Consider the following 12,358-nt stretch of genomic DNA (forward strand, 5'->3'; position numbering starts at 1 on the left):
ATTGAGCATAAAAAAAGCTTCTCTGTTGCAGGGAAGCTTTTTTTATGCTCAATGTGTTGGTTCTTTACCATTGACTTGTTGGTAGGGCTTTGGGCTGAGCGCTCAATTTTACTATCTGAGATTCAACAGCCATTTTATTTAATGCCAGGTAAATTATTTTAACGGCACCTTCAATCCGTTGCCATCCCTGCTCACTTCGAAGATCAATACCAACCATTGTATGATTATTCTGAGCCTGAATAGTGAGGTAGGATAAAGCCCCCAGCATTACCGCCGATATCGCTTGGTTATCGGGACCTTCTATAAACGAAAGCTGACCCACCAAGCGCATCAGTTCATCATCCTGTGCTTTGCTGATGACGTCGGCAGTTGGATCGTTCTCAACCACATTCGCTTTTAATACCTCACGGGCAGCCTTCGATGTTCGCATATACCGAAACATCTGTATTGCCTGACGGTACCATACCTTAGCCAGATCACCTTGATGCATAGGGCGAATTTGGTCTAGCATGGCTGGTGTGAACTGGGGGAACATACGTCCCATCCGCACATAGTATTCCATTAGACCATCTAAACCGCCAAAATATCGGTAGATAAGCACTTTGCTTATACCTGCTTTTTCAGCAATTTGATTGATTCTAGCTCCTTCCAGACCCTGCTCGGCTAGTACATCTTCAAGGGCATTCACGATGCGCTGTGTGGTCTCCGCGCGATTTCTTCTAATTTTTTCCATCTATATTCTGAGGCAACATTAGATTCTTACTGCTAATGTAGAATTTATAGTTAACAAAAAGTCACCTTAAAACAACTATTTATTTTAAGTACATACTTATAATTAACGATGATTGGCAAAAGTACATTACCTAAACGTTAAATATATACTAAGTTACTTAAGTAGTTTTTCTTAGTTAATCAAAGATTAATACTTATTGAAATCGAATTATCAGTCAATAACCATCCGTCTAATTGTAAAGAAAGCAACGGCAAAAGCGTTTACATTCCTTAGGCTTGTTAGTTGCCCTGTTTAATTGCGCAATATTGGCCGTACCGATTGTAATTCATCACGCTACTGCTTATTTTGACTTTCTATTTTTTCAGTCACATGTCTCTACTTATCTCCGTCGACACATCGACAACAGTCTGTTCAGTTGCGTTTCATCGCTATAATAGCTTAATTGACTGTACTTTACTTGGTTCTTACGAACTATTTACCGAACGGACCTCCTCAGCCATGCTTACTACACTTATCAGCGACATTGTGACTCAGTCAGGTTACAATCTGGCAGAAATAAGCGCCATTGCCGTTGCGAAAGGCCCCGGCTCCTATACAGGCTTACGAATTGGTGTTTCAACAGCAAAAGGGCTCTGTTTTGCGCTGGATAAACCCCTGATCGCGATCAATACATTAGCCGCAATGTCTGAACAGGTTCGGGCTTATTTTCCGGCAGATTACTTGCTTTGCCCAATGATCGACGCCCGGCGAATGGAGGTCTACTGTGCGATCTATAGCGCCGATGGACGGGAGGTTCAACAAACATCAGCGAAGGTTATTGACGAGCAATCGTTTTCGGACTGGCTTGACAAAACACGTGTTGTCTTTTTCGGTGATGGAGCCGAAAAATGTCGGTCACTTATTGGCTCCCACCCAAATGCAATTTTTCCGGATATAGCCGTTCTCCCTTCGGCCCGCACGATTGGCCAATTGGCAGCGCAGGCATTTGGCCAGAGCCAATTCGAGAATGTAGCCACTTTTGAGCCGTTTTATCTGAAAGATTTCATGGCTATCAAGCCCAAAAAGGCGATGTTTTAATGGGAGAAGTAGCCATTCTCATTGGGTGAGTCGGCCAGTAAGGTGGGAATGTGCCGTTTTTCTCCTTATTTCGCCCCGGCAACTACATCCATCGCTCGTGCAAATTATCGTTGATATCGGCAATACCGACGCCGTTTTCGGACTTTATACCTCCACCACCTGGCAATGCATCTGGCGAACACCCGCCCGGCGCGATGAGCCAGCTCAATCGTATGAAGGTCGGTTGCGGCTTTGGTTGCTGGAAGCCGGCATTCCGCTGAGTGCTGTAAAGTCAACTGTCTTGAGTAGCGTCGTTCCCGATCTGAGCCCTGTTATGCGGGTCATGCTGACCGAACTATTCGGGTTTGAACCGGTAGTGGTTGGGCCGGGGATTTATCCGCTTCTGCCTATTGAGGTGTTACGGCCGCACGAAATTGGCGCCGACTTAGTGGCCAATGCACTGGCAGCTTATACCCGCTACCGTCGTACTTGTGTTGTGGTCGACTTTGGTACTGCTTTAACCTTCACGACCGTATCGGGCGAGGGGAAACTCCTGGGCGTAGCGATTGCGCCGGGCCTGAAAACAGCCATTCGATCTTTATTTGCCAATACCGCGCAACTGCCCGAAGTCCCTATAGAAGTGCCCTCATCGGCATTGGGTACCAGCACGACTCATGCCATTCAGGCGGGCGTTGTGTTAGGGTATGAAGGATTGGTACGATCGCTGGTTGGCCGGATTCAGACTGAACTGAATGGCGACTGTATTGCTGTAGCCACCGGTGGTTTATCGAGCCGGATTCCTTCTCTACAGGATGTATTCACCGACATTGTTCCATCGCTAACGCTGGATGGCATCCGGTTAATTGGTGAGTTAGTCACGGCAGCAAAGTAGTTTTTAGGTGCTGTGGTTATCCAGCAAGACATAACATTCGACATTAGCATCTCTCCTCCTAACTCAATTACCAATTACCCCTACTTTGTTGCTTCATCATCAGCCGAATTCGGAGTACGTTTTCTACGCTTCTGCAGGGCATCATTCAATAAATACTCAATTTGCCCATTCACACTTCGAAACTCTTCCTGCGCCCAACGCTCCAGTTCCTTTAACGTTTCGGGTTGAATGCGTAAGACAAATGCTTTTTTTTCAGCAGCCATAAGAAAGGGAATAAGGGGAAGAGAGGGAGGAGAGGGAATAAGGGGAAGAAAGGGAGGAGGTATGAATAGGCAAGTTTCCCTTACTTCCCTTTTTCCCTCTCCTCCTTCTCTTCCCTCCCTTCCCTTTTCTCCTTAATTATACAACGTTCCCGCATTGACAACCGGGCTAACTGATTTCTCACCACAGAGCACGACCAGCAGATTGCTTACCATAGCTGCTTTGCGCTCTTCATCCAGCGCAATTACGCCATTTTTTTCAAGTCGCTCCAGCGCCATTTCAACCATACCAACGGCGCCTTCCACAATTAAACGACGTGCCGCTATCATGGCCGATGCCTGCTGGCGCTGCAACATGGCACCAGCAATTTCGGATGAATAAGCCAGGTGACTAACGCGGGCTTCAATAATGTCGACACCGGCCCGTTCGAGTCGTTCATTTAATTCCTGTTCCAAAAATACGTTAATCTGACCCGTACTATCACGTAATGTTACCGATGAGGTTTCATCTTCCATGTGGTCATACGCATAGGAGTTAGCTAACTTCCGTACGGCAGCTTCGGACTGAATCTGGACGAAATTTACGTAGTTGTCAACCTCAAATAGCGCCCTGGCCGTGTCTTTCACCTGCCAGACTACAACCGCAGCAATTTCAACGGGGTTACCCATTTTATCGTTGACCTTCAAAGTCTGGCCGTTCAGGTTACGAGCCCGCAGGCTAATCTTTATCTTATTATAAAGTGGATTCACCCAGCGCAGACCCGTTTCTTTAATCGTCCCAACATAGTCGCCAAAGAAGGTAGCCGTCATCCCCTCTTTCGGGTAAATAATGACGATGCCTTTTAAAATGAAAAAGCCCAAAAGGAGCATAATTATTCCCGGAATGGGACCGTACTCCTTGAACAATCCATAAAACGCAAGACCAGCCAACCCAAAACAGGCTAACGCAGCTAATAAAAATAGGTACCCGGAAACGGACGTAAGCTTTTTCTCCTGCATGACCGTAAAAGTTAGTTCAAATAATTGATATCATTTTGATAGCACAATGATATACAAAAACTCGTTCACTTTAGAGAAAATTGGAAGAACGGTTCGGGAATTCCATCAACGGCTTCTTTGACGCTATCACTATAAACGCCAATCCTTTTCACTATTTTTGCACCCTTAAATACTGGTCGGCTTTCTGGCTGACCGACTCGTTGACTATCATGCTGCTGAGTGAACAGGAAATAAATCGCCGACAAAAGCGCGAAGAATTAATGCGGATGGGCATTGACCCCTACCCCGCCGAGTTATTTGACGTAAATACAACCATCGCCGACATACGGGCGGCTTTTCAAACCGAAGGCCCCGGTACAGAAGTTGAACCCGAACAGGATTTTTCGGGCGATGAACGCTGGGGAAACATCCAGCTGGCAGGCCGGTTGATGGTGTTCCGTATCAGCGGTAGTGCGTCGTTCGCCGAGATACAGGATTCTACGGGCCGGATGCAGTTCTACTTTCGGCGCGACGACATCTGCCCCGGCGAAGACAAGACGCTGTATAACACGGTCTTTAAAAAACTACTCGACATTGGCGATATCATCGGCGTTCGGGGAAACGTGTTCACAACCAAAACCGGTGAGCTATCGGTCTATGTTCGTGAATTCAAAATCCTGAACAAATCGTTGCGCCCGTTGCCGGTGGTAAAAGAAGTTGTGAATGAGAAAGGTGAAAAAGAGACCTACGACGCCTTTACTGACCCCGAACAGCGGTATCGGCAGCGTTATGTGGATCTGATCGTGAACCCACAGGTGCGCGACGTTTTCGTCAAACGTACCAAACTTGTCAACTCCATTCGGCAGTTTCTGAGCGCCAAAGGCTACCTGGAGGTTGAAACACCAATTTTACAGCCTATTCATGGTGGCGCAACGGCACGGCCGTTCAGCACACACCACAACTCGCTCGACATGAAGCTGTATATGCGGATTGCCAATGAATTGTATCTGAAACGGTTGATCGTTGGCGGCTACGACGGCGTGTTTGAGTTTGCCAAAGATTTCCGGAATGAAGGTATGGACCGTACCCACAACCCGGAATTTACGCAGGTTGAGTTCTATGTTGCCTACAAAGATTACCTCTGGATGATGGACACCATTGAGGAGATGGTCGAAAAAGTAGCGCTGGATGTTGCGGGTACAACAAAGGTGACGGTAGGCGAAAACATTATTGATTTCAAGCGCCCCTGGAAACGGCTCACCATGTTCGAGGCTATTCAGGAATATACCGGCGTCGATGTATCGACAATGGAAGAAGATGAGCTTCGACAGGTAGCAGAAGGGCGGGCTATCAAAGTGGATAGCACCATGGGCAAATCGAAACTGATCGATGAGCTGTTCGGCGACGCTTGTGAGCCGAACATGATTCAGCCGACGTTCATTACCGATTACCCCGTCGAAATGTCGCCGTTGACCAAGAAGCACCGGAGCAAACCCGGCCTGGTTGAGCGGTTCGAAGCGATCTGTAACGGAAAAGAAATTGCCAATGCCTACTCTGAGCTAAATGACCCTATCGACCAGCGCGAGCGGTTTGAGGAACAGTTGCGGCTGGCCGAACGGGGCGATGAAGAAGCGATGGTTCTTGATGAGGACTTTTTGCGGGCGCTCGAATATGGTATGCCGCCAACGGCGGGTGTAGGTCTGGGTATCGACCGTCTGGCTATGATCATGACCAATCAGGCGTCTATTCAGGATGTGTTGTTTTTTCCGCAGATGCGCCCCGAAAAGAAGCAGGAGCAAGCTGACGAGAGCGATTTCATTGCGGCTGGTGTTGCGCCTGAGTGGGTTCCGGCTTTACAGAAATTAGGCTTTATGACGGTAGATCAACTTCAGGCTGCCAACCCAAACAAGTTATTTAACGATTTGGGTGGTGTGCGCAAGAAACTGAAGCTAGACGCTAAAATGCCAACCCTCGATGAGGTGAAAGGCTGGATAGGGGAAAAGTGAGTGAGTTAAAAGTAGGTGGAGTAGTAAGTGATTGGTCAACGGGCTAGCACAAGTATGGGTTTATCCATTGACCATTCACTTACCGCCCTACTTACTAACTTAAAACAATAACCCTCGCCTGATGTAAGGTGAGGGTTATACATACATGACAAGACGCGCTGAAGACTTAATACTCTGAATCTATCTTTTTCACCTTTACGGCGTTCAGTCCCTTTTTGCCGTCAACCACTTCAAATTGAACCCGGTCTTTCTCTCGAATGGTTGTACCGTTGAGGCCGGTGATGTGGACGAAGATGTCCCGGTTGGTATCGTCTTCAACAATGAATCCGTAACCCTTACTTTCGTTAAAAAATTTTACTACACCTGTTTGCATAAAACTTAAACAATTTAACAATTAAAAACTTAAAGGGTCAGTTATCAACAAAGAGCGCGAACTACACAGCCGGATATCTAAATCAGTAGATACATTCGTAAAATCAGCGATATTTGTTGGACATAAAAACGATGTAGCCCTTTTTTAGGCATCGATGTCGTTATAATACAAAGAAAAGAAAAATGTTATTACCGCAAGTAGATAGAGGCTATTTTTTAGCTATTTTCACTGCGTTTATATGGGCATTTTGTGTAAACGGCAAACAATCTATTTACTAGAGCCGTTAATTTACCAGAATAAAGATTTACCTGAATATATACACTTCGCAAACCAAAGGCATGGATAAGATCAGATATTTTGTTGAAAATCAGGTATTTGGCGTCTGTTCACGACTGGGAGAGAAAATGAATATTTCGGCCAGTAGTATCAGGCTGTATTTTATTTATACATCATTCTTAACGCTCGGTTCGCCAGTCATTCTGTACCTGATCCTGGCGTTTTGGATGGAAATGAAAAAGCACCTCCGCCGACACGCCCATCCAACAGTTTGGGAACTGTGAAAAGATGTATGATGTAGGGCGTATTACTTTTTGCGTATCTGACTGACTATATCATAAATCAGATATCATACATCTTACATTATTTCGCCAAACGTTTTTTTCCCTTCGGCGAAATACTTCCAGACTATGCTGTCTGGATATAGAGGTACCTCTGTTGTTTGTTGAGCTTTTAACCGTTTGCGCTCGCGATGGAGTTGTGGTAAGCGGCCATAAAAGGCAAAATGCGCCCTTATAATTGCCCATACATCACGCCATTGACCAACTTTCAGGAATAAGATCGCTGACAGTCCGTCGAGTATTAAACGAAACATAATTTTAGGCCATAGCCAGAAATCAGCTGGCCAGTTTTTGTACAGCATAAACAGGCTGTTGCGGTAATTCAAGTACGTTTTATGCGGATTGGACTTGTGAAGTGTACCGCCCCCAACGTGATAAACCGTCGACTGGCCGCACGCCCAAACCTCGTAACCGAGTCGCTGTATACGCCAGCACCAGTCGATTTCCTCCATGTGAGCAAAAAATGACCCATCGAAACCACCGGTTTCGTGAAACACCTCAGCCCGCATAAATAGACACGCTCCCGTGGCCCAGAACACCTGTCGGTTATCGTCATACTGACCCCTATCTTCTTCGAACGTGGCAAAAACGCGTCCCCGGCAAAATACATAACCCAGCCAGTCGACAAAGCCCCCGGCAGCACCGGCATGCTCAAATAAGGCAGGCTGATCATAAGACCTGATTTTTGGCTGACAGGCAGCAATTTTTGGATTGGTCTCCATCATCGCCAGCACCGGCGACAGCCAACCGGGTGTTACGGCAATATCAGAATTAGGAAGCACGTAATACCTGGCTCCACCGTAGTGTGTTCGTATGTGTTCGAGAGCAAGGTTATACCCACCGGCATAGCCTTCATTGCGGGGAAGCTCAATGATACGAACGGTGGGGAAGGTAGCTCTAAGAAATGAAACCGATGAATCGACAGAGGCACTATCGGCTACGTAAACCGGATGCCCATCGGCATTGGCTAGAACCGCAGGAAGAAATTTAGCTAAAAACGGCTGCCCGTTGTAATTAAGAATAACAATGGCAAGGGTATCCACAAAGTGCTTTTATAATTTACAGTTTACAGTTTATCGTTTTGAGTTTACTGCTGGCCAACACCAGCGCGTATTACACCCATCGCCATAAACTATAAACCGTAAACCTACTAATTCTTTACTACATTAACCCATCCAGATTCAGGCCGGGGATATTTGGCAGCAGTCCTTCAGTGGCCTGCCGTAGTTGTTCGCGAGCTTTAATTTCTACATTACCCATTGCTTTGTTGGTGGCGGCTACAATAAGATCCTGTAGCATTTCGCGATCTGCGGCCGGGGTCGCGCTCGACTTGATCAGATCGGGGTCAATTTCGATTTTCAGCACATTTTTCAGTCCGTTAACCGTCACTTTCACCAAACCTGCCCCCGATTCGCCCGTTTCTATAACGGTGCTAAGGTTTTCCTGGGCATCTTTCATTCGGGATTGAACTTCCTTCATTTTCCCGAACATATCCATCATATTCATACTTGTAGTCAGTTATCAACGTATCACTGCTTATCGTACTAATAACACAGCACCTGTGCGAACAGTTTTCAGACCGGTCAGGTCTATGACCTCAATGCGATACATATATTGGCCGGCGGGTGCAATCTGACCGTTTGTAGTCCCATCCCAACCCTGTGTTTTATCGGTTGTGCTATACACTACTTCGCCCCAGCGACTGTAGACATTCATGACAAACTGATCAACGTAAATACCTTTTGCCAGCAGAATATCATTCATTCCATCGCCATTGGGCGTAAAGACATCAGGCACAAAAATCATAGATTCCCGCCGAAACGTGTAATAATTGGAATAGCTTTCGAACCCATTTTTATCAGTTGCCACTATTCGATACCGCTTCGATTGCAGATTAGGGTCGTTTTGGTCAGGTTCGTAATGCGTATTGCTACCTATGGAAATCAAATCAGTGAGGCTACTTATCAAGTCGTTTACTTCTACCGTATAATGATCGATAGTCTCCGGTGCAAACGGCGAGTCTGGATTCCAGTCAATCCCCGTAGCCGATTTTGACGTCAGGAATACAGTACAAACGGGTGTAGATGGCTTGGATTCCAGCCCACAACTATTTTTATATGTCACCTGGTAGCAATAAGAGCCACTGGATGCATCTACAGCATTATCATTATACCTGTTTATACGTTCAAGAGCGGCAATTGGCTGGAAAGTACCCGAAGAGCCAGATGCCCGACTAACAATCATCGTGTAACTATCAGTAGCACCAATATTGGCTGGTGGCGTAATAATTAACAATGGGTGCCCATCCTGAATAGTAACAAATGAATCAACAACATCGCCCGGCATATCGCCACTAATGCCCGTTACACAAGCGTTGTTGGACGTAATGATCGTCTGTGCTACACCATCAATAGTTGCGACAAGCTGGTAACAGTATTGGTTACCACAGTCGATAGAACTATCATCAGCATATGTGCTGGTATTTTTGTTAATTATTCTGGCAGGAAAGGGTGCGCTGTTCCGATTGAACCCGTAAAAACGTAACGATCCTGTACCGGCATAGGGTTGCCAACTCAGGTTGTTCTGTTTATTTGCAGCTTTAACATCCAGCACCAGACTACATACCTCATCAGATTTCAATGGAGTGCTGTTGCACGCGTCCTGAGTAACTAATTGAAAACACTGTACCTGTTTCGCATCCGTCTGAACGGTAAAGGTGCCTGTTTCAGTACCCTTCTGCCCTGTTGCGGTATAAGTACCATTTATTTTCTGATAAAGCAGCACAGTTACCCCCGTGCTGGCCTGATACGTAATGTCAATGGCTTTGTCGCTCGTTGTAGTTAAAGCCGTAATAGCGGGTTGATCTGCCGACGATAAAAGGGTATAGGGAACACTGCTATTTGATTGAGTACCGCTGCATGCGTTCGTATATACCCCTTCTACTGTTATTGGATTAGGGTTTGAATTACTATACGTGTGTGATGGCTGGGCCTGTAACTCAGCCCGGCTAAAATTATCGACAGCGCCATCGCCCCACCGTACAGTATAGCTGTCATATTGGCCCAATGTCGATGGGTCAGCCGTTATAGTCACTCGTCGGCCCAAACAAGCCAGTACTTTAAAGGTGACAGAGTTGAGTGGCAGTACGGTAATAGTTTTACAGGCGTAGGCATCAAATCCGTTCAAGTTCCCTACCTGCAGAATAGTAAATGTCCCCGTTTTAGTATAGGTATGGCTTTTCTTTTGGTCAAACGAACTCGGAAGACCTTTCCCATCATACTCATACACATAAGCCGTGTTTGTCAAGCCTGCCTGTTCGCTTCCAGCTTTGATTTGCACTGTGCTCCCAACGCATATTCTGTCATTCACTACTGTAAAACCTCCCGGATTTGAACCAGCCGGAGGTTTCGAACAATAATTATCCTGCGCCAACAATGATTTTACAGGCAAAAACAATAAAAGCAATAAGGCAACCAGACTGGCAGGAAATCCACTCGTTTTCACTTTAATCCTGGTTGGCCACGGTCGTAAAATTCGCACGAAGAGTATTTTTTTATCGTTCGTATATATAAATCGCTTCTACGTATAGAAACGGCTTCGGTGGACATTTTCGCATCCGGCGAAACGTATCTTTCTTAAAATCAGTTTTCCGTTTAAACCGAAGCCAAAAACGGCTTACCAAAGATACCTGCACTGACGTGCACCAACCAATAAAATGAGCAATAATAGTACCAACTCTGAAACCACTCCCGAAGTGCCGGGAAATTCGAGCGAGGCAACTCCTATTCGGCTGGATCGAATTGAGGATGCTATTGCTGATATTAAGGCGGGTAAGATCGTGATCGTGGTAGATGATGAAGACCGCGAAAATGAAGGTGACATGATCTGCGCGGCCGAAATGATTACCCCCGAACTGGTCAATTTCATGGTTCGCGAAGCCCGCGGCCTGATGTGTGCCCCCCTGACTCAGGAACGCTGCGACGAACTGGGTCTGGATATGATGGTAATCAGCAACACCTCTGTTCATACAACGCCGTTTACCGTATCGGTCGATTTGCTCGGTAATGGCTGTACGACCGGCATTTCGGCTTCAGACCGCTCTAAGACCATTCAGGCACTGGTTGACCCGAACACCAAGCCCGACGATTTGGGTCGACCCGGCCATATTTTTCCGCTACGGGCTGTTGAAGGCGGAGTAATCCGGCGGGCAGGCCATACAGAAGCTGCCGTGGATATGGCCCGCATGGCGGGTTTATTACCGGCTGGCGTGCTGATCGAGGTGCTGAGCGAAGACGGCACTATGGCTCGTTTGCCCGAACTACGTCTTATGGCCGACAGATTCGATATGAAGCTCGTTAGTATTCAGGATTTAATTGAATACAGGCTGCGCACCGAAACGCTGATCCGGCGCGAAATCGGGGTGGATATGCCCACACAATGGGGGCACTTCGACTTGATTGCCTTCAAACAAAGCAATACGGGTGATACGCACCTTGCTCTCATAAAAGGAACCTGGGAGCCTAACGAACCGGTGTTGGTTCGTGTACACTCATCCTGCGTTACGGGCGACATTTTCGGTTCCTGTCGATGCGATTGTGGTGCCCAACTCCATGCATCTATGGAGCTGGTCGAAGCCGAAGGGAAAGGAGTGGTCGTCTACATGTTTCAGGAAGGCCGGGGTATTGGTCTGCTTAATAAACTGAAAGCCTATAAACTTCAGGAAATGGGCCGCGATACAGTGGAAGCGAACCTCGACCTGGGTCTGCCAATGGATTCCCGTGACTATGGCGTAGGAGCTCAAATCCTGCGCGACCTTGGTGTTCGCAAGCTTCGGCTAATTACGAACAACCCTAAAAAGCGGGCCGGTTTGATGGGCTACGGACTTGAAATTGTCGACACCGTACCCGTCGAAATTCAATCCAACCCACATAATGAACGCTACCTGCGAACAAAACGCGACAAAATGGGTCATACCATTATGAACGAGCCGGTAAATGAAGAGCAGTAGACCAGTAAATAGTGAGGTAGTAAAGTAGTTAATGCGTGTATAAGTAAAGCCGCCACCCGATTACTTCACCACTTCACTACTTACGAATCAACCACTTTACGAACTATGAACAAGCAATCGTTTAAAGACCTCATTAACGGAGATAAACCGGTGCTGGTCGATTTTTATGCCGATTGGTGCGGGCCTTGCAAACAACAGGCCCCTATTTTAAAGCAACTTACCGACCGCTCGGGCGATAAAGTTCGCGTTGTTAAAATCGACGTCGACAAAGCCCAGGCCGCGGCCCAGCAATACCAGATTCGGAGCATTCCAACCATGATCATGTTTAAAGATGGCAAGATCGTCTGGCGGCAGTCGGGCGTTCAGAACCTGAAAACGCTGGAAGGATTAGTACAACAGTTTGGTAGCTGATAACGTGTATATAAAGCAAAAACT

The 12,358-nt window shown here is 46.7% G+C and carries 13 protein-coding genes; 6 read left to right on the forward strand and 7 right to left on the reverse strand.

Going from position 1 to position 12,358, the window contains the following annotated elements:
* Positions 1–64: 64 nt before the first annotated feature.
* Complete coding sequence (locus CWM47_RS23085) at positions 65–733, reverse strand: TetR/AcrR family transcriptional regulator (RefSeq protein WP_100990540.1); 669 nt, start codon at positions 731–733, stop codon at positions 65–67.
* 369 nt (positions 734–1,102) lie between these two features.
* Here CWM47_RS23085 and tsaB point away from each other — a divergent pair, with 369 nt between their 5' ends.
* Entirely contained in the window at positions 1,103–1,810 is a 708-nt protein-coding gene (tsaB, locus tag CWM47_RS23090; RefSeq protein WP_100990541.1) for a tRNA (adenosine(37)-N6)-threonylcarbamoyltransferase complex dimerization subunit type 1 TsaB, read from the forward strand.
* A 97-nt stretch (positions 1,811–1,907) separates the two neighbouring features.
* Complete coding sequence (locus tag CWM47_RS23095; protein ID WP_100990542.1) at positions 1,908–2,681, forward strand: type III pantothenate kinase; 774 nt, start codon at positions 1,908–1,910, stop codon at positions 2,679–2,681.
* Positions 2,682–2,761: 80 nt separating this feature from the next.
* Here CWM47_RS23095 and CWM47_RS23100 read toward each other — a convergent pair whose 3' ends face one another.
* Both CWM47_RS23100 and CWM47_RS23105 read right to left on the reverse strand, forming a co-directional pair.
* Positions 2,762–2,944 (reverse strand): ribbon-helix-helix domain-containing protein, encoded by a 183-nt coding sequence (locus CWM47_RS23100; RefSeq protein ID WP_100990543.1) that lies wholly within the window; start codon positions 2,942–2,944, stop codon positions 2,762–2,764.
* Positions 2,945–3,076: 132 nt separating this feature from the next.
* Positions 3,077–3,940, reverse strand: a complete 864-nt coding sequence (locus CWM47_RS23105; RefSeq protein ID WP_100990544.1) for an SPFH domain-containing protein — start codon at positions 3,938–3,940, stop codon at positions 3,077–3,079.
* 209 nt (positions 3,941–4,149) lie between these two features.
* On the opposite strand from CWM47_RS23105, the gene lysS reads away from it, so the two are divergent.
* Positions 4,150–5,925 (forward strand): lysine--tRNA ligase, encoded by a 1,776-nt coding sequence (gene lysS, locus CWM47_RS23110; RefSeq protein WP_100994005.1) that lies wholly within the window; start codon positions 4,150–4,152, stop codon positions 5,923–5,925.
* 166 nt (positions 5,926–6,091) lie between these two features.
* On the opposite strand, the gene CWM47_RS23115 is transcribed toward lysS, so the two are convergent.
* Positions 6,092–6,298 (reverse strand): cold-shock protein, encoded by a 207-nt coding sequence (locus CWM47_RS23115; protein WP_100990545.1) that lies wholly within the window; start codon positions 6,296–6,298, stop codon positions 6,092–6,094.
* Between the two features lie 338 nt (positions 6,299–6,636).
* Between CWM47_RS23115 and CWM47_RS23120 the strand changes: the two genes are divergently transcribed.
* On the forward strand, positions 6,637–6,858 hold the full coding sequence (locus CWM47_RS23120) for a PspC domain-containing protein (RefSeq protein ID WP_100990546.1): 222 nt from the start codon (positions 6,637–6,639) through the stop codon (positions 6,856–6,858).
* Positions 6,859–6,932: 74 nt separating this feature from the next.
* Here the strand turns inward: CWM47_RS23120 and CWM47_RS23125 are convergent, their stop codons facing one another.
* The 3 genes from CWM47_RS23125 to CWM47_RS23135 all read right to left on the reverse strand — a co-directional run bounded on the left by CWM47_RS23125 (position 6,933) and on the right by CWM47_RS23135 (position 10,419).
* Positions 6,933–7,958 (reverse strand): glycosyltransferase family 2 protein, encoded by a 1,026-nt coding sequence (locus tag CWM47_RS23125; RefSeq protein WP_100990547.1) that lies wholly within the window; start codon positions 7,956–7,958, stop codon positions 6,933–6,935.
* 118 nt (positions 7,959–8,076) lie between these two features.
* A complete protein-coding gene (locus tag CWM47_RS23130; RefSeq protein WP_100990548.1) occupies positions 8,077–8,421 on the reverse strand; it encodes a YbaB/EbfC family nucleoid-associated protein in 345 nt (114 codons plus the stop codon).
* A 30-nt stretch (positions 8,422–8,451) separates the two neighbouring features.
* Positions 8,452–10,419: a T9SS type B sorting domain-containing protein gene (locus CWM47_RS23135; protein ID WP_100990549.1), complete on the reverse strand. Its 1,968-nt coding sequence runs from the start codon at positions 10,417–10,419 to the stop codon at positions 8,452–8,454.
* Positions 10,420–10,630: 211 nt separating this feature from the next.
* On the opposite strand from CWM47_RS23135, the gene CWM47_RS23140 reads away from it, so the two are divergent.
* On the forward strand, positions 10,631–11,923 hold the full coding sequence (locus CWM47_RS23140; protein ID WP_100990550.1) for a bifunctional 3,4-dihydroxy-2-butanone-4-phosphate synthase/GTP cyclohydrolase II: 1,293 nt from the start codon (positions 10,631–10,633) through the stop codon (positions 11,921–11,923).
* A 105-nt stretch (positions 11,924–12,028) separates the two neighbouring features.
* Positions 12,029–12,334, forward strand: a complete 306-nt coding sequence (trxA, locus tag CWM47_RS23145) for a thioredoxin (RefSeq protein ID WP_100990551.1) — start codon at positions 12,029–12,031, stop codon at positions 12,332–12,334.
* Positions 12,335–12,358 lie beyond the last annotated feature (24 nt).

The organism is Spirosoma pollinicola, assembly GCF_002831565.1.
Classification (GTDB): domain Bacteria; phylum Bacteroidota; class Bacteroidia; order Cytophagales; family Spirosomataceae; genus Spirosoma; species Spirosoma pollinicola.